This window comes from Flavobacterium frigidarium DSM 17623, from assembly GCF_000425505.1.
GTDB lineage: Bacteria > Bacteroidota > Bacteroidia > Flavobacteriales > Flavobacteriaceae > Flavobacterium > Flavobacterium frigidarium.
The window spans coordinates 204517-228203 of the sequence record NZ_AUDO01000001.1 but is presented as its reverse complement, the minus strand read 5'-3'; the positions used below and the strand labels follow the sequence as shown (position 1 = coordinate 228203).

24 protein-coding genes are annotated in these 23687 nt (G+C 33.1%); 10 read left to right on the top strand and 14 right to left on the bottom strand.

Translation table 11 applies throughout. The features are described from left to right. Nucleotides 1-58: 58 nt before the first annotated feature. From H603_RS0101095 to H603_RS0101080, 4 genes are all read right to left on the bottom strand, one after another. Nucleotides 59-331 (bottom strand): HU family DNA-binding protein, encoded by a 273-nt coding sequence (locus tag H603_RS0101095; protein ID WP_026706853.1) that lies wholly within the window; start codon nt 329-331, stop codon nt 59-61. Between the two features lie 176 nt (nt 332-507). Beyond that, nucleotides 508-1455 (bottom strand): methionyl-tRNA formyltransferase, encoded by a 948-nt coding sequence (gene fmt, locus H603_RS0101090; protein WP_026706852.1) that lies wholly within the window; start codon nt 1453-1455, stop codon nt 508-510. 2 nt (nt 1456-1457) lie between these two features. Further along, a complete protein-coding gene (locus tag H603_RS0101085) occupies nt 1458-3350 on the bottom strand; it encodes a RecQ family ATP-dependent DNA helicase (protein ID WP_026706851.1) in 1893 nt (630 codons plus the stop codon). 69 nt (nt 3351-3419) lie between these two features. Then, entirely contained in the window at nt 3420-4019 is a 600-nt protein-coding gene (locus tag H603_RS0101080; protein ID WP_245576069.1) for an AAA family ATPase, read from the bottom strand. A gap of 87 nt (nt 4020-4106) precedes the next feature. On the opposite strand from H603_RS0101080, the gene H603_RS0101075 reads away from it, so the two are divergent. From H603_RS0101075 to H603_RS0101060, 4 genes are all read left to right on the top strand, one after another. After that, entirely contained in the window at nt 4107-4391 is a 285-nt protein-coding gene (locus tag H603_RS0101075) for a DUF493 family protein (protein WP_026706849.1), read from the top strand. Nucleotides 4392-4469: 78 nt separating this feature from the next. Next, nucleotides 4470-5177 (top strand): DUF4290 domain-containing protein, encoded by a 708-nt coding sequence (locus H603_RS0101070; RefSeq protein ID WP_026706848.1) that lies wholly within the window; start codon nt 4470-4472, stop codon nt 5175-5177. A gap of 78 nt (nt 5178-5255) precedes the next feature. Next, entirely contained in the window at nt 5256-6566 is a 1311-nt protein-coding gene (gene murA, locus H603_RS0101065) for a UDP-N-acetylglucosamine 1-carboxyvinyltransferase (protein ID WP_026706847.1), read from the top strand. A gap of 96 nt (nt 6567-6662) precedes the next feature. Then, nucleotides 6663-7538 carry a cation diffusion facilitator family transporter gene (locus H603_RS0101060; RefSeq protein ID WP_026706846.1) on the top strand — a complete coding sequence of 292 codons (876 nt, stop codon included), beginning with the start codon at nt 6663-6665 and terminating at the stop codon, nt 7536-7538. A gap of 11 nt (nt 7539-7549) precedes the next feature. Here H603_RS0101060 and aroQ read toward each other — a convergent pair whose 3' ends face one another. Further along, nucleotides 7550-7969 carry a type II 3-dehydroquinate dehydratase gene (gene aroQ, locus H603_RS0101055; RefSeq protein ID WP_026706845.1) on the bottom strand — a complete coding sequence of 140 codons (420 nt, stop codon included), beginning with the start codon at nt 7967-7969 and terminating at the stop codon, nt 7550-7552. A gap of 73 nt (nt 7970-8042) precedes the next feature. Next, entirely contained in the window at nt 8043-8588 is a 546-nt protein-coding gene (locus H603_RS0101050) for a porin family protein (RefSeq protein ID WP_026706844.1), read from the bottom strand. A 321-nt stretch (nt 8589-8909) separates the two neighbouring features. On the opposite strand from H603_RS0101050, the gene H603_RS0101045 reads away from it, so the two are divergent. Next, nucleotides 8910-9419: an outer membrane beta-barrel protein gene (locus H603_RS0101045; protein WP_026706843.1), complete on the top strand. Its 510-nt coding sequence runs from the start codon at nt 8910-8912 to the stop codon at nt 9417-9419. An 80-nt stretch (nt 9420-9499) separates the two neighbouring features. Continuing rightward, a complete protein-coding gene (xerD, locus tag H603_RS0101040; protein ID WP_026706842.1) occupies nt 9500-10399 on the top strand; it encodes a site-specific tyrosine recombinase XerD in 900 nt (299 codons plus the stop codon). Nucleotides 10400-10480: 81 nt separating this feature from the next. Here the strand turns inward: xerD and rny are convergent, their stop codons facing one another. From rny to H603_RS0101025, 3 genes are all read right to left on the bottom strand, one after another. Next, a complete protein-coding gene (rny, locus tag H603_RS0101035; RefSeq protein ID WP_026706841.1) occupies nt 10481-12040 on the bottom strand; it encodes a ribonuclease Y in 1560 nt (519 codons plus the stop codon). Between the two features lie 210 nt (nt 12041-12250). After that, the gene (locus tag H603_RS0101030; protein WP_026706840.1) at nt 12251-12544 is read right to left on the bottom strand and encodes a cell division protein ZapA; all 294 of its coding nucleotides are present in this window, start codon (nt 12542-12544) and stop codon (nt 12251-12253) included. A gap of 6 nt (nt 12545-12550) precedes the next feature. Next, nucleotides 12551-12841: a hypothetical protein gene (locus H603_RS0101025; RefSeq protein ID WP_026706839.1), complete on the bottom strand. Its 291-nt coding sequence runs from the start codon at nt 12839-12841 to the stop codon at nt 12551-12553. Between the two features lie 177 nt (nt 12842-13018). Here H603_RS0101025 and H603_RS0101020 point away from each other — a divergent pair, with 177 nt between their 5' ends. Further along, nucleotides 13019-14716 carry a M23 family metallopeptidase gene (locus H603_RS0101020; RefSeq protein WP_026706838.1) on the top strand — a complete coding sequence of 566 codons (1698 nt, stop codon included), beginning with the start codon at nt 13019-13021 and terminating at the stop codon, nt 14714-14716. Between the two features lie 196 nt (nt 14717-14912). After that, a complete protein-coding gene (locus tag H603_RS0101015) occupies nt 14913-15635 on the top strand; it encodes a hypothetical protein (protein ID WP_026706837.1) in 723 nt (240 codons plus the stop codon). 6 nt (nt 15636-15641) lie between these two features. Here the strand turns inward: H603_RS0101015 and H603_RS0101010 are convergent, their stop codons facing one another. The 5 genes from H603_RS0101010 to H603_RS0100990 all read right to left on the bottom strand — a co-directional run bounded on the left by H603_RS0101010 (nt 15642) and on the right by H603_RS0100990 (nt 21670). Then, nucleotides 15642-16343: a hypothetical protein gene (locus H603_RS0101010; RefSeq protein WP_026706836.1), complete on the bottom strand. Its 702-nt coding sequence runs from the start codon at nt 16341-16343 to the stop codon at nt 15642-15644. Nucleotides 16344-16425: 82 nt separating this feature from the next. After that, complete coding sequence (locus H603_RS0101005) at nt 16426-18252, bottom strand: ABC transporter ATP-binding protein (protein WP_026706835.1); 1827 nt, start codon at nt 18250-18252, stop codon at nt 16426-16428. A gap of 78 nt (nt 18253-18330) precedes the next feature. Continuing rightward, the gene (locus H603_RS0101000) at nt 18331-20058 is read right to left on the bottom strand and encodes a phospho-sugar mutase (protein WP_026706834.1); all 1728 of its coding nucleotides are present in this window, start codon (nt 20056-20058) and stop codon (nt 18331-18333) included. Nucleotides 20059-20177: 119 nt separating this feature from the next. Further along, entirely contained in the window at nt 20178-21134 is a 957-nt protein-coding gene (locus H603_RS0100995) for a glycosyltransferase family 2 protein (RefSeq protein ID WP_026706833.1), read from the bottom strand. Further along, a complete protein-coding gene (locus tag H603_RS0100990; RefSeq protein ID WP_026706832.1) occupies nt 21134-21670 on the bottom strand; it encodes a DUF4199 domain-containing protein in 537 nt (178 codons plus the stop codon). Before H603_RS0100990 ends, H603_RS0100995 begins: the two co-directional genes overlap by 1 nt. Before the next feature lie 241 nt (nt 21671-21911). Between H603_RS0100990 and H603_RS0100985 the strand changes: the two genes are divergently transcribed. Beyond that, nucleotides 21912-22163 carry a type B 50S ribosomal protein L31 gene (locus H603_RS0100985; RefSeq protein ID WP_026706831.1) on the top strand — a complete coding sequence of 84 codons (252 nt, stop codon included), beginning with the start codon at nt 21912-21914 and terminating at the stop codon, nt 22161-22163. Nucleotides 22164-22311: 148 nt separating this feature from the next. Then, on the top strand, nt 22312-23487 hold the full coding sequence (locus H603_RS0100980) for a GlmU family protein (RefSeq protein WP_026706830.1): 1176 nt from the start codon (nt 22312-22314) through the stop codon (nt 23485-23487). Nucleotides 23488-23687: the final 200 nt, after the last annotated feature.

Here is a 23687-nt window from a genome sequence, read left to right as displayed (position 1 = left end):
ATAAAAAAACCCTCAAAAAAGAGGGTTTCTAATTATATTATTAGGTCAAAAACTTTAATTAGTTTACTGCACCTTCTAACTCAGCACCAGCTTTGAATTTTACAACATTCTTTGCAGCGATTTGAATTGTTTTACCTGTTTGAGGGTTTCTACCGTCTCTAGCCGCTCTAGCAGATACAGACCAAGATCCAAATCCTACAAGAGATACTCTTCCGCCTTTTTTCAAAGTCTCACCTACGTTTCCTAAAAATGATTCTAAAGCTAATTTTGCAGCAGCTTTAGTTATTCCTGCGTCTGCAGCGATAGCATCGATTAATTCTGATTTGTTCATAATAATAGTTATTAATTGTTGGTTAAAAAAATTGTCGATAACAAATTTAGCAGGAAATCCTTACCACACAAGAGTTTTCTGTTAATTTACCTTGTTTTGTTAATAACTTATTGAATTTGTTGATAAAAGCAGAATATACAAGCTTGGTTTTAGTCAAAGTCCTTATTTTATTGACTTTACTGCAGTTTGGCGTGTTCAGAAAAGGTTACTCCGTTTAATAATTCAGTAATTTTCATTCTTTTTTTACCTGGAAGCTGAAGACTCTTAATTAATATGAAGCCGCTTTTTACTGCAACCTTCATTTCCTTTTTGGTGCAAAAAAGTTGACCAATTTCAAAACGGTGTTCCTCTTCAACTATTTCTGCTTCATATATTTTGATAGAATGCGGCTCTGCCTGATCAGTAAGATAGCACCAAGCTGCAGGATGGGGACTCAAACCTCTAATAAGATTGAAAATTTCTTTGGCCGATTTTGTCCAATCGATCTTGCAATTTTCTTTATTTAATTTATATGCAGTTTTTGTCTCGGCAGTTTCTTGTTGGATCTCTGGATTAGCTTCTGATTTTTCGATTAATTTCAATGTTTTATTTACCGTCTCACACCCCAAAGCTTGTAAACGATCATGCAATTCCCCGGCTGTTTCTAAGGGTTCTATTTCAGTTTCATCACTTAAAATAATGGCACCAGTATCAATTTTATCGTCGATAAAAAATGTGGTGACACCAGTTTTAGTTTCGCCATTAATGATTGCCCAATTTATAGGAGCAGCACCTCTATAATTAGGAAGCAATGAAGCGTGAAGATTAAAGGTTCCAAGCTTTGGCATGTCCCAAACGACTTTAGGCAACATTCTAAAGGCTACTACAATATGTAAGTTGGCATTCAAAGCTCTTAGCTCTTCAATAAAAGTTTCATCTTTTAAATTAGTTGGTTGTAGCAATTTTAAGTTATTTGCTACGGCATATTCCTTAACGGCAGAGAATTTTAATTTTTGTCCACGACCTGCTGGTTTGTCTGCTGCAGTGATAACTGCAACAACTTCGTAATTGTTTTTTACAATACTATCTAGGATTCCCACCGCGAATTCTGGGGTTCCCATAAATACAATTTTTAATTTTTCCATTATTATTTTAGGGAGTATTTATTGTTAGACTTAATGATTATTTGTTCGTTTTCTAATAGTGTTTGTATTGCAAAGATAACTTCGTTACTGTTACCATTAGTTTTTACTTGAAGTTCTCTCGAATTTAATTCGTTTTGTTTTAAATGACTGATTATTTCTGCAGACAAAGTGAGCGAATTTGATTTTTTGCTTTTTTTGGTAATGCAGTAAGAGCAGATGCCACAATCTTCACTTACAATTTCTCCAAAATAAGATAGAATGGTTTTGTTTTTACATTCCTGCTCGTTTTGAACATATTTTATAACAGATGTGAATTGCTCTTTTTTTAATTTATTTTGATTTTCTAAGTATTTAATCACTTTGCTAATCGTGCGCTCGTCTTCCCTAATCTCGTTAAATGTGAGTATTGCATCATTGCCTTTTGCTGTAAAAGCAACAATTTCTTTCTCTTTCAGTTTATGAAGTAAAGCTGTTATTTGGCTTTCTGAGTGATGAGATTTTTTAGCGATTAGAACCACATTAAAAGCAGTTTGCATTTCGCAAATTCCAGGATATGTTCTTAAAATAGTCAAGATAATTTCTTCGTCGTTTGGATTTAAACTAGTATATCGAATAACTTCTTTTGACGAGATAATAAATTGTAGGCTAATTTTTTCTGAAAATTCTTGAGAAAGTGCAATCACTCCCTGTCGATCTAAGAACTGAAAAGCATTATAAGTTTTCAAAACAGGAAAATTATATTTGGTACAAAAATGGTTAAGGTTGAAAGGAAATTGTTCATTTATTCCTTCGCCATAAGCGATTTGTAAATAGGTACACAATTTTTTATAAATCGAATTTAAAAAAGTTTTATCTGCAAGAACATTTAAAAACTGATTTTCGGCTTGAATAATATCTGATGGGTTTGTGAGTAAGACTGCAAATGCTTTATTTTCATTACGTCCTGCGCGACCAGCTTCTTGATAGTAATTTTCTAAATTTTCGGGTAATTGAATATGAATCACAGTTTTTACATCTGCCTTGTCAATTCCCATTCCAAATGCATTTGTTGCGACAATTACTTGCGCTTTATCTTGCATCCACAAATTCATGTTTTTATCTTTTTCTTTTGGGCTTAACCCACCATGGTAATAAGTGGCTTTAAATCCTAAAGCATTTAACTGAGTCGAAATTGTAGTACACGATTTTCTGTTTCTAACATATATTATCGAAGATTCTGGATTCTTTTTTAATATTTGTTCGATTCTATAAAGTTTATCCTCCGTTTGAAATACCATGTAAGCGATATTTTTTCGAGCAAAAGACTTCTGAAAAATTTGTGGATTCTTTAAACCTAGTTCGTTTATAATATCTTTTTGAGCTCTTGGGGTAGCAGTAGCAGTTAAAGCTAAAAATGGTGTTGTGGGAAAATGTTCCTTTAATAAAGCAATTTTTAAATACGCAGGTCTAAAATCGTGACCCCATTGCGATACACAATGCGCTTCATCAATAGTAATTAAATTTATAGGTAGGCTTTTTATTCTCTCTAAAATCCAGTCAGATTGCAATCTCTCTGGCGATAGATACAAAAACTTATAATTTCCATATTGGCAATTGTCCAAAAGATCGATCATTTCGTTTGATCGAATACCTCCTGTTAAAGCAATGGCCTTTATATTTCGCTTGTTTAAATTAGCTACTTGATCCTTCATTAAAGCAATCAAAGGAGAAATAACTAAACAAATTCCAGGTTGTAACAGGGCAGGGATTTGAAAACAAACCGATTTTCCGCCACCTGTTGGTAATAATGCAAAAGTATCTTGACCATTTAAAACAGCATCGATGATGTCGCTCTGTAATGGTCGAAATTCTTGGTGTTTCCAATATTTTTGAAGAATCTTTAGTGCTTCAGACATTCATTATAATTTTGAATTTTGTATTCTGAAGGGTAAGAAAAGTATTTTACATCGAATTAATTGCCGTAATTACCCAGAAATTTTATCTAATATAAAAAGAATTCTGTTATCCACAGTGTCTTTAGGTACTTCAATTAAGTTATAACCGTAACCTTCATAAGTTTCGATCAAGTGATTTTGAATTAATTTGGCTTGCTCGTAATTTTCGTAACGAGCGTCATCACTTACATAAATTTCTTCCCACGGTGGCAAGATAAATATTTTAGAGTATTTGTATTCTTTACAAATATCATCAAATGAGGCAGGGTAGCTGTCGCCAATGTAATGCATGTAGGCAAGAACATCTGGTATTCCGCGATCAATAAATACTACTTCATGAGGTTCGTTTTGAGCACTTATGAATTGTTTTTTTCTTCCTTCGAGTAGTAACTCACTAAAAAGTAAAGGTTTTTCTAAGAACAATTGTTCGATACCTTGTTTTTTAGCTTCTAGTGTTACTTCTCTTGAAATTTCGGGATAGCAGCAATAACCTTTAGCTACTAATCCGTCAATAAGAGTACTTTTTCCTGTTCCAGGACCGCCGATAATTATGATGATTTCTTTATGCACTTTTTGGAAATAAGGCGCAAACTTACTCAAACTTATCGGGAATTGAAAAACGATAGACATAAAATTTATCGATTTAATAAAATTTCATATTTGAGAATTCATATTTTGCGTTTGAAAATGTATCTTTGCTTTAATTTTTTACAAAAAATGGATAAGAAAACCGAAGAATTCTACGAAAGGTTAGAAGCAGAGTTGGATAGAAGTAATGAATGGCCAGCTTTGTATTTATATAAATTTATTGTGCCTTCAGTTGCAGATAATGTAGAACGAGTAGCACTTGCATTTGATTGTATGGGTGCTGTAATTAAAACTACAAAGTCAAAAACAGGTAAATACACAAGTGTATCTGTAGATGTTACCATGAAAAGCGCAAAAGAAATCATTCAAAAATACCAAGAGGTCTCTGCAATCGAAGGTGTTGTCTCACTTTAAAGATGTTTTTTTAGCTTAAAGCACTCTTATTTATCAATAGCTTTTGACTGCTATGTTTCTTCTAATTAAAATTCGAATATGAATTCAAAATATACAAAAGAAAATGCGAATGATGTTGTGCATCATTTGGAATATAACGCCGAAAGGTCACACTTAATTATTCCAGAATATGGCCGTCATTTACAAAAATTGATCGATCAAGCTACTGCTATTGAAGATAATGAGGAGCGCAATAAAGCGGCTAAGTATATTATACAAGTGATGGGGAGTTTGAATCCTCATTTGCGTGATGTATTAGATTTTCAACACAAATTATGGGATCAACTTTTTATTATGTCTGATTTTAAATTAGATGTAGAATCGCCTTATCCTATTCCTTCTCGCGAAGTTTTACAGCTTAAGCCAGATGTTTTAAAGTACCCACAAAATTTTCCTAAGTACAGGTATTACGGTAACAACATCAAGTACATGATTGATGTTGCAAATAAATGGGAAGATGGTGATATGAAAAATGCGTTGGTAAAAGTTATCGCAAATCACATGAAAAAGTCTTATTTAAGTTGGAATAAAGATACCGTTAAAGATGATGTTATTTTTGAACATCTCTACGAACTTTCAGATGGGAAACTGAACTTACTACACAGTTCTGAGGAATTGTTGAATACAACCGATTTATTGCGTACTAACAAACGTATTTCGAATAAAATATCAGCCGTTAGTCAACCAAAAATTCAAAGTAATAAGAATAGTAAGACAACAAAACCAAAATACAAGAAACAACAATAAAGGATTTTAAATCCAGTTCAAATATTCAAGTGTAATTGGTACTTTTGCACGCAATAGTCTAAAATGATAAAGTAATATATGGGAATTTTCAAAATAGAAGGAGGCATTCGTCTAAAAGGAGAGATAACTCCACAAGGAGCAAAAAATGAAGCATTACAAATTTTGTGTGCTGTATTATTAACTTCAGATAAAGTGATAATCAATAATATTCCAGATATTATAGATATCAATAAGTTAATAGTTCTTTTAGGCAATTTAGGAGTGAAAATTCAAAAAAACGGTTCTGGATCGTATTCTTTTCAGGCTGACGATATCAACATTGGTTATTTAGAAACCGAAGCTTTTAAAAAAGAAGGAGGTTCTTTAAGAGGGTCAATCATGATTGTAGGACCATTATTAGCACGTTACGGGAAAGGATATATTCCGAAACCGGGTGGTGATAAAATAGGTAGAAGACGTCTTGATACTCACTTTGAAGGTTTTATTAATTTAGGAGCAAAATTTAGATACAATAGAGAAGATCACTTTTATGGTGTTGAAGCTCCAGATGGTCTTCAAGGAGCATCGATGTTACTTGATGAGGCATCTGTAACAGGGACTGCAAATATTGTAATGGCAGCTGTTCTTGCAAAAGGAACAACCACAATTTACAACGCAGCATGTGAACCATATTTGCAACAGCTTTGTAAGATGTTGAATTCAATGGGAGCAAATATTACTGGAGTAGGTTCAAACTTGTTAACGATAACAGGAGTAGAAAGTTTAAGTGGATGTGAGCACAGAATTTTGCCTGATATGATCGAAATAGGAAGCTGGATTGGTCTGGCTGCTATGACGAGAAGTGAAATTACAATTAAAGATGTAAGTTGGGATAATCTAGGTGTGATTCCTTCAGTATTTAGAAAGTTAGGAATTACATTAGAAAAAAGAGGTGATGATATTTACATTCCTTCACATGAGAATGGATACGAAATCAAAACTGATATTGATGGTTCTATTTTAACTATTGCAGATGCACCATGGCCAGGTTTTACACCTGATTTATTGAGTATCGTTTTAGTTGTAGCAACTCAAGCAAAGGGAGATGTATTAATTCACCAAAAAATGTTTGAAAGCCGTTTATTCTTTGTCGATAAATTAATTGACATGGGAGCAAAAATCATGTTGTGTGATCCTCACAGAGCAGTTGTTATGGGGCATAATTTTCAGTCTCAATTAAAGGCAACTACCATGTCGTCTCCTGATATTCGTGCAGGAATCTCTTTATTGATTGCAGCGCTTTCAGCAAAGGGAACTAGTACCATTCAAAATATCGAACAAATTGATCGTGGATATGAAAATATTGATGAGCGTTTAAGAGCTATTGGAGCTAATATCGTTCGCGCGTAAATTCAACTATAAATTTTTTATTAATCGTTTAAATAATTCTTTTAGCATTTTAAAAGTATTATTTAAACGATTTTTTAATTTGAATAATCATAAGTTATGTCTCGAGAAAAAACAGCTATTAAGGCGACCTATTTCAGTATTTTAGGAAATACATGCTTAGCTGTCATAAAAGGTTTTGCGGGTTTCTTTGGCAATTCGTACGCCTTGATTGCAGATGCAATCGAATCGACTACAGATATTTTTGCATCAGTATTAGTATTGTGTGGAATAAAATATTCGAATAGGCCTCCAGATGAAAACCATCCATACGGACATGGAAGAGCCGAACCTTTGTTTACCTTTCTAGTAGTGGGTTTTTTAATTACTTCGGCAACGGTGATTGCTTACGAAAGTATTTTAAACATTCAAAGGCCACATGAATCGCCTAAGCCGTGGACGTTAATAGTTTTGGGAATGATTATTTTGTGGAAAGAGTATTCGTATAGAGTAGTAATAAAAAGAAGCATAGAAACAAATAGTTCTGCTTTAAAAGCAGATGCATGGCACCATAGGAGTGATGCAATCACCTCGGTAGCCGCCTTTATTGGAATTTCGATAGCGATATATTTAGGTAAAGGTTATGAATCTGCAGATGATTGGGCTGCACTATTTGCTTCGGTATTTATTTTGTACAATAGCTACAACATTTTTAGACCTGCATTAGGCGAAATTATGGACGAACATTTATATGATGATGTGATTGTAGAAATTCGTACAGTAGCTCGTTCAGTCGATGGCATCATTGACACCGAAAAATGTTTTATTCGAAAAGCAGGAATGCAATTTCACGTTGATTTGCATGCCATTGTCGATGGGAAAATTTCGGTGAAGGAAGGACATGAATTAGCACACAAATTGAATGACGTCTTGCTAAGTCAAATTCCTGAATTAGGACATGTGCTTATTCATGTAGAGCCTGATTCCTACGAATGATGTTCTTCTCTCTACGATATTAAAAAAGATTGTACGGCAAGTTCGTAGCTATTTAATCCAAAACCTAAAATAACGCCTTTGGCATTGCCTGAAATATAGGATTGATGTCTAAAGCTTTCGCGAGAATACGTATTCGAAATATGAACTTCGATAACTGGAGTAGTAACTGCTTTTACAGCGTCACCAATTCCAACAGAAGTATGCGTGTATGCACCTGCGTTCAGAATAATCCCATCATAATCAAATCCAAACTCTTGAATTTTGTTTATAAGTTCGCCTTCAATATTACTTTGATAGTAGCTGAACTCAATAGAAGGAAACTTAATTTGAAGTGAAGTAAAATATTCTTCAAAAGTTAATTTGCCGTAAACTTCAGGTTCTCTTTTTCCTAACAAATTCAAATTAGGTCCGTTGATAATACAAATTTTCATACTTCTTGTTTTTGTAAAAATAAAAAAACCGCTTCTAATAAAGAGCGGTTTTTTAATATTGTTTGTGATATTTTTAGAAGAAGAAACCAGCAGATAATTGTACTACTGAATTTTTAGCTTTTGCATCAGAAACTTTTGTGTCTGTTAAACCTAAGTTGTAACGACCTTGGATAAAAATGCTCTTTGTTATATTAAATCCTAAACCAGCATTAACTGAAAAATCGAAGGTCTTAGAATCATTTACATCAAAATTATCTTTTTCGCTAAGTAAGAAGGAAGCTTGCGGTCCTAACTCTAAAGTAAACGCATCGCTTAAAGATATTTTTGCTAAAACAGGTATTGCTAAATATCCTAATTCGTTAATAAATTCATTTCCAGCATTTTCGTATGACGCCCCTTGTGTGCTATATAAAAGCTCTGGTTGCACTTTGAATTTATCGGTTAATTTAACCTCGGCAACTAGCCCTACGTGATAACTAGTAATCGCATCAGTTTGAATTTCAGTCCCAGTTAAGTTAGCGTAGTTCAATCCTCCTTTTAATCCAAATTTCACCAATTGAGCTTGAGCTCCTAAAGAAAATGCTAAAAATGTCCCAGCAATTATAAATGCTTTTTTCATCGTTTTAATGTTTAGTTTGTTTTAATGTTTGTTGTGCAATATTAACTCTTTTTTAAAAGTTTTATTGTACTTCATAGATTTAATTTAATGATCGTTATAAATAAAGATTTGCTTGAAGCTAGATAATTAGCTAGTAATTATAGTTATTGAAAAGTATTTTCTTTCTCACCAAATACCGTGATTTTTTAAAGTGTAATATTTTGACTAACAATTATTTGCAGCTCAAAGTAATTTAGACGCAACTTTTTTCCTACTTACAGTAAATAAATTTAGTAATGTTTTAAATACATTTGTGTCAAATTAATTAAACTAACAAACAAAATGAAAAGAATTATTTTAACTGTTGCGGCGGTATTAGCTTTTGGATTTGCTAACGCGCAAGATGGACAATTTAAAGCAGGTGTTCATGTAGGTTTACCTATGGGAGACATCAAAGATTTGACTTCTGTTAATCTTGGAGCTGACGTTGCATATTTATGGAATGTTGCAGATGAATTTAAAGTAGGTGTAACTACTGGTTACACTTCATATTCTGGAAAAGACGTAACATTTAGTGACGGCTTTAATTCATTTACGCTTAAAAGCGAGGCTGTAGGTTTTATACCTGTTGCTGCCACTGCTCAATATTCTCTTGCAGATAATTTATTCTTAGGTGCAGACCTAGGTTACGGTATTTACACTGGAAAAGGGGATTCTGATGGTGGTGTTTACTACCAACCAAAATTTGGTTATCAAAATGAAAAAATAGAATTATATGCAGGGTACAAAGGAATCTCTGTAGAGGGAGTTGACTTTTCTTCATTGAATTTAGGATTCAATTACAAATTCTAATTTGTTGACATAATAAGCTGATCATAAAACCTCCCAAATGGGAGGTTTTTTTATGGCTAATAATTACGTTAATTTGTACCATGAATTGGGAAACATACATAAAGGAATATCAAGCATATTTGAAAATTGAGCGTGGTTTATCAAAAAACACGGTCGAAAATTATAGCTATGATATAGAACGACTGCTTTTATTTCTAGATTCAAATAAAATATCGATTTCTCCATTGAAGATTTCAGAAAGTGAACTTCAGGAATTTATCTATAAGGTTTCTTCAGAAGTTAATGCGAGGTCTCAGGCACGAATTATTTCGGGTTTAAAAAGTTTTTTCTCTTTTTTAATTTTCGAAGATTATAGAGATGATAATCCTCTTGCTTTAATTGAATCTCCACGAACATCTAGAAAGCTTCCTGATACGCTATCTGTAGATGAAATAGATGCTCTAATCGCTGCAATCGATCTAAGTTCTAATGAAGGTGAGAGGAACCGAGCCATGTTAGAAACCTTATATGGCTGCGGACTACGAGTATCTGAACTAGTCGAATTAAAAATATCTGATCTTTTTTTTGAAGAGGGTTTTATTAAAGTGACCGGTAAGGGAAATAAGCAGCGTTTTGTTCCTGTGAGCGAACTGTCACAAAAATATATTGGTTTCTATAAGGATGGTATACGCGCACACTTGAAAATTAAAAAAGGAGCAGAGGATACTTTGTTTTTAAACAGAAGGGGAGGACAGCTTACAAGAGCTATGATTTTTACCATTATCAAAGATTTATCTGTGAAGATCGAACTAACAAAAAAGATAAGTCCGCATACTTTTAGACATTCTTTTGCGACACATCTATTAGAAAATGGTGCCGATTTAAAGTCAATTCAATTAATGCTTGGTCATGAATCTATTACTACCACAGAAATTTACGTACACCTAGATAGAAAATTTTTGAAAGAAGTGGTGAATAATTACCATCCTCGCAAATCTTAGTTATTAAAAATAGTAGATAAAAAAAATCCCTTTAAACAACTTATTAAGTGTTTAAAGGGATTTTTATATAATGTAGTAGGATTACTTGGCTATGTTCACAGCTCTAGTTTCTCTAATTACAGTAACTTTTACCTGTCCTGGGTAAGTCATTTCTGTTTGTATTTTTTGAGAGATTTCAAATGATAAATTTGCTGCGTTATCATCAGAAACTTTTTCGCTTTCTACGATTACACGTAATTCTCTACCAGCTTGAATAGCATAAGCATTTTTAACTCCTGTGAATCCGTAAGCTACTTCTTCAAGATCTTTTAAACGTTGTATGTAAGAATCTAAAACTTGACGTCTAGCGCCAGGTCTTGCTCCTGATATTGCATCACACACTTGAATGATAGGAGAAAGCAATGATTTCATCTCGATTTCGTCGTGATGCGCTCCAATAGCGTTACATACTTCTTCTTTTTCACCGTATTTCTCAGCCCATTGCATACCTAATAAAGCGTGAGGTAAATCACTTTCTGCGTCTGGTACTTTACCTATATCGTGTAATAAACCAGCTCTTTTAGCAAGTTTTACATTTAATCCTAATTCAGCTGCCATGATACCACAAAGCTTAGATACTTCACGCGAGTGCTGTAATAAGTTTTGTCCATAAGAAGAACGGTATTTCATTCTACCAACTACTTTAATTAATTCAGGGTGTAAACCATGAATTCCTAAATCGATAACAGTACGTTTACCAACTTCGATAATTTCGTCATCGATTTGTTTTGCTGTTTTTGCAACAACCTCTTCGATACGAGCAGGGTGAATACGGCCGTCTGTAACTAATTTGTGTAAAGCTAAACGAGCAATCTCTCTACGCACAGGATCAAAACAAGATAGGATAATTGCTTCCGGAGTATCGTCAACGATGATTTCTACACCAGTTGCAGCTTCAAGCGCACGGATATTTCTACCCTCACGACCAATGATTCTACCTTTTACATCATCAGATTCAATGTTGAAAACAGATACGCAATTTTCAACTGCTTCTTCTGTTCCTACTCTTTGAATAGTGTTAATGATGATTTTCTTAGCCTCTTGCTGAGCTGTTAACTTCGCTTCTTCGATTGTGTCTTGTATTAAAGACATTGCTTTAGATTTAGCTTCAGCTTTTAATCCTTCGACTAATTGACTCTTAGCTTCCTCAGCAGACAATCCAGAAATTAACTCTAATTGCTGTAATTGACTTTGGTGTAATTTTTCAACTTCTGATTGTCTCTTGTCTAAAACTTCAATTTTAGCACCGATTTCATTTGTTTTACTGATGAAATCATCATTTACTTTTTTAGTTTTCGAAAGCTCATTTGAGATTTGAGACTCTTTATCTCTAATTCTTTTTTCAACTTCGGCTACTTTTTTATCTCTAGAAAGAATTACTTGTTCGTGTTCAGATTTAAGTTCGATAAATTTTTCTTTAGCTTGTAAAATTTTATCTTTCTTTATATTCTCAGCTTCTACTTTTGCATCTTTTAAAATAGATGAAGCTTCTTTTTTAGCATTTTTTAGGTAATTAGAGACGTTACTTCTTTCGATGACTTTGGCAATTCCAAAACCAACTATTATCCCTATAATTCCTGCAATGATTGTTACTATGTCCATGTTTGTTTAAAATTTATATATAAAAAAAGCCTACATTAGCCGGATTGCATAAACTCGAAAAGACAAGTTTTGAGCTAACTCACTGTTCAAGTTTCCTCGCCAAGGCGTGGCATGCTCTAGTAGTGATGATTCGCTCATTCTAAAATGTTAGTGTTGAGTTTACCAAATGTGAACTAATGTAGGCAGTATCTTAGTTTCTGTAAAGAACGTTTAATTGTCGAGATATTGATCTAAAAGCGCATTTAATTTTTTAATTCTTTCGATAGTTTCTTCACCATTAATCGAATTATCAATTTGTTTTTGTTCTACTTGAGAAGCAAACTGTAAAGCACACATGGCTAGAACATCTTGCTTATCGCGAACAGCATAATTTTCTTCAAACTGTTTCATCATCACATCGATTTTCTTAGAAGCGCTTCTAAGACCTTCTTCCTGAGAGAAATCCACCGTTAAAGGATATACTCTGTCTGCGATTGATATTTTTATTTTCAGCTTTTCGTCCATATTTTCTTAATCTGAAAGTTGTGCAATACAATAATCAATTTCTCGAATTAATGAATTTATTTTAAGCTTAGTATCTCTTTTATTATCGTCACTGCCTAGTAATGAGTTGGCAATTTTTAGTGTATCATATTGCGTTTTAAGTGCTTCAATTTCATTTGATTGAGATTGTATGACTGCTGCAGATTTTGTTAATTCGATTTTTATTTCTTGATTATTTTTCTCTAAACTTTCAATTTTTGATATAAGTTTTTCAATTTTATATTCAAGAGTATCAATTATTTCTACAATTACACTCATTATATTTTCTATTCATTACTTAATATTACAAATTTAGTATTACTTTTTATTATTACAATATTTTATTGGTTTTTTTATTTTAAAATAGTCAAATTATTGACTTGTAAATGTTTACGATTTGTGTTTTTTTATAAACGATAACGAATTACTTTTTTTACCTTAGCAAAAATGTATATCATGAAATTTTTAAGATTATTTCTAGTGCTTTCCACTAGTGTTATTGCCCAAACAAATTACCCTAAAGATTATTTTAGATTACCGCTAGATGTGCCCGTACAACTGTCTGGTAACTTTGGTGAACTAAGACCCAATCACTTTCATACTGGATTCGATTTTAAAACATTACAGCGTGAAGGTCTTGATGTTCATGCTGTTGCAGATGGCTATGTTTCTCGTATAAAAATGTCTCCATATGGAAATGGAAAAGCTATTTATATTACGCATCCTAATGGATACACTTCGGTATATTGTCACCTTCAAAATGCCAATGCTGAAATTAAAGATTATATCTACAAAGCGTACTATAAGGAGGAAGCATACGAAGTAGAATTATTTTTAAAACCTCATGAGCTTCCTGTTAGAAAAGGTCAAGTAATTGCTTTCTCTGGAAATACGGGTTCGTCTCAAGGGCCGCATTTGCATTTTGAATTTAGAGATAGTAAGACGGAGAAAATTATCAATCCTTTATTGTTTGGTTTTGATAGCGCTATAAAGGATACTAAAAAACCAGTGGTTTCTGCATTATATGTCTACCCTGTAGAGGACGACGTAATCATTAATCAATCAAAACGTCCGCTGCTATTGAGTCTATCGTTGCAAAAAGATGGTACTTATTTAGCCACTAGCGTAAAAGCAAATGGTAAAATAGGTTTCGGGATCACTGCTGCTGACTATGATAACGTTTCTTATAATAAAAATGGTGTATATAAGGTACAAACCTATTTAAATGGAAGTGCAAGTTTTGGTTACCAATTAGATACTTATTCGTTTGACGAGATGAGGTATATCAATGCACTTATTGATTATCCAAAATACCGTCAAAATTCACAGCGCGTTCAAAAGTTGTTTATGAAAACGCCGTATCCTTTGAGTATCATTAAAGCAGATAAAGATAATGGAGTGGTGGATGTTTTGCCTAATCTGGCTTCGGTGTATCGAATTGAGGTTTCTGATTTTTTTGGAAACACAACTGTAATTACAGTTCCAGTGAACTATGATCTTACAAATCCTATTGTTAAAAGGGAACAAACACACTCTGAGTATTTTGTTAAAGCAGCTAAGGATAATATTTTTTCGAAAGAAAATTTTACTGTGGATATTCCTGCTGGAACATTCTACGATGATTTCGAAATGGATTTTGACGTTAAAGGAAAGACCTTGTATATGAGCGATGAAAGTATCCCGGTACAGTCTAATTTCACAATCACAATCGAAGACGATTCGTATACAGAAGCTGAAAAGGAAAAAATGTATATCGCTGATATCGATAGTAGGGGCAGAGCTGGTTATAATTATACTTGGATTAAAGGAAATAAATTCTCTGCAAAAGTGAGATCGTTAGGAAGATACCGTTTATATAGTGATACTACAACACCTTCTATTGCAATCACTGCCTCTATTGAAGGTAAATGGATTAGTAGTCAAAAAACTATTCAACTACGCATAAGTGACAGTGGATCTGGAATAAAATCCTACAACGGTTATTTGAACGGTAAATGGGTTTTATTCGAATATGACTATAAAACTGGAAAAATTACGCATGATTTTAGTAATGGTAATGTAGCTGAAGGGGCAAACGAACTTAGAGTTGTTGTGGAGGATAAAGTAGGGAATACTAAAACATTTGAAACTCGCTTTTTTAGAAGTCAACAATAATTTTAAGATTCTTACTTCTTACTTTTTTATCGAATAAAAGAACTTAACTGTATATCTTGCTTAGGAGGATTGATCTGTTGGTTATCAAATTTTTAGCAGGGTTGCTGCCTATTTTAAGTGCATAAAATGCTGTTAAATTATAAATTGGTTTTTAAAAATGATTACATTTGGTTTTATTTTTTAATATTACATGGTTATGAAAAAATTACATACAGCATTATTGAGTCTTTCTGTTTTACTTGTTGTTAGTTGCAAGAAAGAAGAAGAAAAGCCTAAAGTAATTTATGATGCAGCAAACAAATCAAAAACTACATCTAAAGTGGATTCTGCTCAAGTAGCGATTGCTGATTTGCCAATACAAATGGATGGTACTGACTATCTTATTCATCCTGTCGCTGATCTAAGAGTATACGAACGCGGAACAAAATCTAGATACGGTTCGTCAAGTGTAATCGATTTGAGTTTTACAATTTCGAATTATGGAGAAGATGAGATTACAGGATATTTACAGAATTTAAAATTCCAAAAAATAGGTTCTGATTCCATTAGACCGCTTACTGATAAACCTGCTTTAATTCAAACAGCTACGTATTTAAGATCTGTTTCTGATCGCGTTAGAAAACAAGTAATGGTGTACACAATGTACGATGTAGATACTAATAGAGATGGTCGCTTAGATGCTAGTGATATTAAGTCATTGTACTTAAGTGATATTAGTGGAGCAAATTTCACAAAAGTTTCTGCAGATTTTCAAGAGTTGATCGACTGGAATTTAATAGAATCAAGCAATAGATTGTATTTTCGAACAGTAGAAGATACGAACAAAAATGGGCAGTTTGACAAAAATGATGTGCTGCATTACAATTACATTGACTTATCAAACGCTGATTGGAAAGTTTCGACTTACATGCCTATCTAGAAAATATTAAATCAGAATATCACTTTCTAAATCTGATTTTTCAATATTAAAATCAAAGCCTAGTTGTTTAACTAATTGAATAACTAGGTTTTTATACCAGTTCTCTGACTTGGGGTGAATGTAAATGTTCTCAATTAACTTTTCAATGTCTACGCTGATTTTCAAACCATCGTTTAAAGTGATTTTATTTTCTTTCACATCTGTAATGATGCGAACTTCTCTCTCATATTGAAAACTTTTTCTCTTGAATAAAAAAGGAAAGAACATATCGTCAAACGGAATGTATTCTTTCTTGTAATCAATATAATTTACTTCACCTATATACTGTTTGTAATTATTTTCAAGATGCAATGATTCTTGCAATCGCCCTATTGTAGATTGTATGGCTAATCCTTCGCTATTTTGTGTGAAAATTTGCCACATTGCAAAAGATTCGTATTCATTGATGTGCCAGCTACTAATGGCTACACGCTCTCTATGTGTTTTATAAAATTTTAAAAAATCAGGATTGTCAATAGAGAGTTTCCTGATTTCTTCAAATGTGGGTTCGCTAAAAGTACCTTCATATTGATCTTCAAATTTATCAGATCTCGACATAAATAATTTTCTAGACATAAGTAAATCTAGAAATTTTGATAAATCTAAGTATTTCCAGATTATAGTATCGGGATCTTCAGGTAGCTTTATGTCGGGGTTATTCAAATACATTTTTAGAATTTTAAAATTAAAGAGCCTTTGGATATGGTCTGTTTAAAAATTTTGCATCGAATAAAAATACAATTCTGGTTTCTTATTCAAATGATTGTAAGGTTACCAATTTGTTATACGTTCCATTAAGTGCTATCAACTCTTCATGTGTACCTTGCTCAACGATTCGACCTTTTTGCATTACAATAATAGTGTCCGCTTTTTGAATAGTTGATAAACGGTGTGCTATTACAATCGAAGTTCTATTTTGCATCATGTTTTCGAGAGCAACTTGTACAAATTTTTCGCTTTCGGTATCTAGTGCAGAAGTGGCTTCATCTAAAATCATAATTGGAGGATTTTTAAGCACTGCTCTTGCAATAGATAAACGTTGTTTTTGTCCACCAGAAAGTTTATTTCCGCTGTCTCCTACATTTGTATTAATCCCGAGAGGTAATTCTTTTACAAACTCGTATGCATTAGCAATTTTTAAAGCTTCGATAATTTCGTCATCAGTAGCATTCTGTTTTCCAAGTGCTATGTTAGCTCTAATAGTGTCATTAAATAAAATGCTGTCTTGAGTAACTAAGCCCATCAAGCCACGCAAAGATTGTAAATTAAAGTCCTTGATATTTTCACCGTCGATTGCTATAGATCCATCATTCACATCATAAAAACGCGTTAGTAAATTTGCAATGGTACTTTTTCCACTTCCTGATTGTCCCACTAAGGCAACCGTTTGTCCTTTTTTTACATTTAGAGAAAAATCTTTTAAAACAATTTCATCTTCATATTTAAAGTTGATGTTCTTGATTGTAATAGCCTCTTCGAAACTAGTTTTTTCAATGGCACCATTTTTAGATGTAATTGGGTTTTGTTGGTCTAGAATTTCTAATACACGCTCTGCGGCAGCGTTACCTCTTTTTACACTATAAGATGCTTTAGAGATTGATTTTGCTGGGGTAAGAATATTGTAAGCTAGTCCCATATAAGCAATAAACGAAGCGCCATTTAACGTCTTTTCGATCAATACCATGTTCCCCCCATACCATAAAAGGATAGCAATTACCATGATTCCCATGAATTCACTTGTTGGCGAAGCTAGGTTTTGTCGGTTTCCTATGCTGTTTGATAATTTAAAAAAACGTTGTGTTGACGATGAAAAAATGGTGTTGAAATACGATTCTGAATTGTACCCTTTAACCACTTTTAGTCCGCCTAAAGTCTCTTCAATCGTAGATAAAAAGATACCTTGTTCTTCCTGTGCTTCGGTAGATTTTCTTTTTAATTGTTTACCTATTAACGAAATAACATAGCCAGAAACTGGAATAAAGATGAAAACAAACAACGTCAGGTCAACACTTATCGAAAGCATGGCAGTAATTGTAAATATTATCGTCAAAGGTTCTTTTACAATAAGCTCCAGGATCGATAAGAACGAAGTTTGAACTTCATTAACATCGGCAGAGATCCTCGCAATTACATCTCCTTTTCTTTTTTCAGAAAAGAAAGCTAGTGGCAATTCAATTGTTTTTTTATACATCGCATTACGCATGTCTCTCAAAACGCCATTACGAAGAAAAGTAATGAAAAACATCGCTAGATAATCACTTAAGTTCTTTAATAAAAAGATGGTAATAATCAAAGCAACCATCACCGATAAAGTGTAGCCTACACCATAAGTATCTGTGGCATTAGTGATGAAATAACTAATATAGTTTTCAGCAAACGTTTTAATACCTCCAAGTCCGGTATAAACGGGTTCGACGGTGTTTCTCTTTGTTTGGTCAAACAAAACTTGCATCATCGGTATCAATGACATAAAAGATAATGTGCTAAAAAGGGCGTACAAAACATTAAAAAAGATGTTTAAGTAGGCATACTTTTTATAGGGTACAAGAAAAGAGAATATTCGTTTAAAATTATTCATTATGATAGGTATTATGAAGACCCGACAATTTTAGTAAAATTTGTCGGGTCTGCTATATTTAATGTAGAATTAAAATGCTTAATTCAATTGCATTGAAGTAATGATGTTTTTTATTTTTTGGTCTAAAATAGCTTCAACTTCGTTAAAATCTTCCACAGCTTCTAACTCTGCATTTACACTGATGTAGAATTTTATTTTTGGCTCAGTTCCACTAGGTCTAGCGCAAATTTTAGATCCATCTTCAGTATAATAAATCAATACGTTGGATTTAGGAATGCTCATTGTAGTTTCTGAACCGTCAAGTAAATTTTTAGCGATAGATGATTGGTAATCTTCCACCATAATTACACGTTGGCCATTAATTTCTTTCAATGGGTTTTCACGCAAATCAATCATCATTTGAGTGATTTGTTGCAATCCTTCCATTCCTTTTTTGGTAATCGAAATCAAATACTCTTTGTAAAAACCGTTATCTACATATAACTTGATTAACTCTTTATAAGGCGAGCTTCCGTTTGCTTTAGCTTGAGCTGCAATTTCGCATACTAATAAAGTTGCCGCTACAGCATCTTTATCACGCACAGCGTCTCCTACCATAAAACCAAAACTTTCTTCTCCACCACCTATAAATTCTAACTCTGGAAAATCTTTGATCATTTTAGCGATCCATTTAAATCCAGTTAAGCCTACTTTGCATTCAACATCATAATTAGAAGCAAGCTCCATCATCATAGGAGTCGAAACAATTGTAGATCCTATAAATTGTTTTCCATTGATTTTATCTGATTTTTTCCATTGTTCTAGTAAAAATGCAGTCATTAAAACCATAGTCTGGTTTCCATTAAGTAAAATCATTTTACCCTCGTTATTGCGCACAGCAACACCTAAACGGTCACAGTCAGGATCTGTTCCTACCACAATATCAGCATTCGTTTTATCTGCTAATGCAAGCGCCATAGCAAGTGCTTCGGGCTCCTCAGGATTAGGAGATTTAACAGTGGGGAAACTACCATCTGGAATTCTTTGTTCTTCAACAATATTCACATTGGTATAACCTGCTTGTGATAAAGTTTCTGGAATAACAGTAATTGAAGTACCGTGCAAAGAAGTAAAAACAATGTTTAAATTGTCTTTCGCTTCTTGCGGTGTATTAAAACTAGCATTTGCAATCGATGATTTTATAAATGCAGCATCTAAGTCTTTATCGATATAATGAATCAAATCCTCGTTGGCTCCAAATTTAATTTCGCTATAATCTAAGTTTTCAATTACATTGATAATTCCAGCATCTTCTGGCGGAACAATTTGTCCACCGTCTTGCCAGTACACTTTGTATCCATTGTATTCTGGTGGATTGTGAGAGGCAGTAAGAACAATTCCACATTGGCATCCCAAATGTTTTACTGCAAATGATAATTCTGGAGTAGGTCTTAATTCTGAAAATAAGAAAACCTCAATTCCATTAGCTGAAAATACATCAGCAACTGTCTTTGCAAGTGTATCACTATTTTGACGGCAGTCATAAGCGATTACTGCTTTCAAAGGTTGGTTAGGAAAACTAGTCTTTAAATAATTAGACAATCCTTGCGTGCTTTTTCCAAGCGTATACTTGTTGATACGATTATTCCCAACGCCCATAACCCCGCGCATTCCGCCGGTTCCAAACTCAAGATTTTTATAAAAACTCTCTTCAAGTTCCTTTGGTGATGAGGCAATTAATTCTTTTACTGCTGCTTGAGTAGCCGTGTCAAATGACGGTGTTAACCATTCATTTACTGCGTCTAAAATGTTTTGTTTGATATCCATATGTCTATTTATTATCAGTTAATTTTATTTTTTATTAGAAGCTATTTCCTGCTATTCGCTGTATCTTTTCAACTTAAACAAGTTAAAAAGGATGCCGCTACTATCAGGGCTAGGGCCAACTATAAGTTAAGTTCGCTGGCCACTTTATAGCGCTCTTCGTTGTTTTTTGTACGTAAAATTATTTCTCCTAAGAAACCAGCCAAAAATAGTTGTGTTCCTAAAATCATGGTCGTCAAAGCGATAAAAAACCAAGGATTGTCAGTAACTAAGTTATAACGCATGTTGTTGTACATATGGTATAATTTAGAAACACCAATATATCCTGCAAGTAAAAAACCTATGATGAACATTAAAGATCCCATAGCGCCAAATAAGTGCATAGGTCTTTTTCCAAAACGCGATAGAAACCAAATAGTGATTAAATCTAGAAAACCGTTTATAAAACGTTCCATACCAAATTTAGTTTCACCGTATTTTCTCGCTTGGTGTTGCACTACTTTTTCACCAATTTTTCCAAAACCTGCATTCTTTGCTAGAACGGGGATGTAACGGTGCATTTCACCAGATACTTCTACGTTTTTCACAACGATATTCTTGTATGCTTTTAATCCACAATTAAAATCATTTAACTGTACGCCAGAAGTTTTTCTAGCAGCCCAATTAAATAATTTAGAAGGTAAGTTCTTTGCTACCACAGAGTCATAACGTTTCTTTTTCCATCCTGAAACTAGATCATAATCCTGTGAGCTAATCATATTATATAGTCCCGGAATTTCTTCTGGGCTGTCTTGTAAATCGGCATCCATGGTGATGATAACATCTCCTTGAGCTTTTGCAAATCCAGCATGCAAAGCTTGAGATTTACCAAAGTTTCTCATGAATCTAATCCCTTTAATATTTGGGTTCTCTTTAGAAAAACCTTCAATAATAGACCATGATTTGTCAGTGCTTCCATCATCTAAAAAGATAACTTCATATTTGTATTGATGTTCTTGCATCACTTTTATGATCCAAGTGTATAATTCTTGTAAAGATTCTTCTTCGTTAAGAAGGGGAATAAGGATAGATAAATTCATTAGTTATCTTGTGATGTGTTTTTCGTTTTAAATATAAAAGCCATTATTAATCCAAGGATGCAAGCAAAGAATAAATTTATAAACCCTCCTTTTAGTTGTTCAGCTATCGAGAATGGATCATTTTTCCTCAAGTTTGTAATCATTTCGTTTAATGTGCTAGCGCTAACGCCATATTTATTAGAAGTGTCTTTTAAATATTTTACTGTTAGCTCTAGTAAAGTATCTTTTAAACTTGGATCGATAACATTAAATAAAAGCATTTTAAAACCAACTAATAAAGCGATACCAATCAAAGAGCATATAAAATAGGCAGTGAAAGCTTCTTTAAATGAGAGTTGATTATTTACTTGTTTTTTAGTTTGCATTAATAAAATCACAGTAATTATTATAAAAGCAGATAGGCTTAATAAAGTGGTCCAGAAAGAAAGGAACAATTTAATATCTATGGCATAGATTACTGCAGTAATTAATGATAGGACAATTCCTGTTACAACACCGTAATTTATACCGTTTCTTTTAATAATTTGACTGATCATATTTATAAGGTTTTACATTAGTGTGCAAAGATAGTAATTCAAATATATAGATAGGAAAAAAATAATTTTACTATTTAATAAAAAAAAGAAGTCAAAGAATTGTTTATTGAAAAATAATTGTAAATTTGCAAACTCAAAATAACAGAATAAAATAAAAAGTTATAATGAATTTATACCTTTCCCTTTAACAAGGAAAGCTTCAAAAGAATTTATAGCCAAACAAATAAAAAAGAATTACAAGATGAAAAAAGGTGTACACCCAGAGAATTACAGATTAGTTGCATTTAAAGACATGTCAAATGACGAAGTTTTTATCACTAAATCTACAGCAGATACAAGAGAAACAATTGAAGTTGATGGTGTTGAATATCCAGTTGTAAAAATGGAGATCTCAAGAACTTCTCACCCTTTTTACACAGGTAAAAACAAACTTATCGATACTGCAGGACGTATTGACAAGTTCAAAACTAAATACGCTAAACACGTTAAATAATTTTAACTTGTTTTTGATTATAGTAAAGCCTTCCATTTTGGGAGGCTTTTTTTATTGCTATAAATGAAATGTATAAGAAGTAAACATGTTGACGAAACAAATAAAAACTTTGTAACTTTGGCTCTTTGTAACCTTGAAATTTTATACAATGAACTATATACTTTTTGACGGGCCAGCTCGTAATGCATTATTGCCTTTTACTTATACTCGCCCAGTTGCTGATGTTCTTATCGGTATTGTAAGCATACGTCAAAAATGGGAAATGCACCTAGGCTCTACTACCACAACTTTGACAGAGGAATACTTATCTGATAAATACCCAATGGTAGAGTTAGAGCAAAATGTAATGATTAACGCTTCATTTTTACCTACAGCTGAATTAGTAGATTTAATTACTGACTTAAGCGATAAACAAGCAATCTTCAAAGGAGAAGAGGTGGTGGCATTTTTTTCGAATGAGGAGCAGGAAGAAGTAGATTTTGATGATTATGAAATTATCGAATACACTGGAGACTGCATCACAGTTATGAATACGTGGGACATCTTCTCAAAAAATGATGCTGCTATTAGACAAGATTTTGAATACATCACTGAAGACAGACAATCACAACCAATACCTAAAAGCGTTAATGTTATTGCGCCAGAAAACATTTTTATAGAAGAAGGCGCTAAGCTGGAGTTTGTGACATTAAATGCTTCAACAGGTCCTATATATATAGGTAAAAATGCTGAAATAATGGAAGGCTCTGTAATTAGGGGGCCGTTCTCATTAGGTGACGGTGCTGTAGTTAAATTAGCATCAAAAATTTACGGACCTACAACTGTGGGAGCTAACTCAAGAGTAGGTGGTGAGGTAAATAATTCAGTATTATTTAATAATTCGAATAAGGGGCATGATGGATTTTTAGGAAATTCTGTTCTTGGAGAATGGTGCAATATAGGTGCAGATAGTAATAATTCGAATCTAAAAAATAATTACGAAGAAGTAAAACTATGGAGCTATGAAACCGAAGGTTTCGCTAAAACAGGATTGCAATTTTGTGGATTGATGATGGGGGACCATAGTAAATGCGGAATCAATACCATGTTTAATACTGGTACGGTTGTGGGAGTCAGTGCAAATATCTTTGGAAGCGGATTCCCTCGTAATTTTGTACCTAGTTTTTCTTGGGGTGGTGCCTCTGGATTTACTACCTACATTACTAAAAAAGCATTTCAAACAGCTAAAATTGTCATGAGTCGCAGAAATATGGAGTTTGATGAGCAAGAGGCTGCAATTTTAGAGCACGTATTTGAAATAACAAAAAAATGGCGAAAAGAATAATTTCTACTTGTAAAATTGCCTCTTAATATGATTTTTAAAAACTGCCAGATAACTACTATCTGGCAGTTTTTTTTAGTTATTTTCCGTCTTTAATTTTAAATGTTATGTGAATATTTTGTTAAAATCATAAAATAGTAATTTAACCTCAAAATTTGAAGGATTGTCCGGACGGATTTATTAATGTCTTAATGTGTATTTAT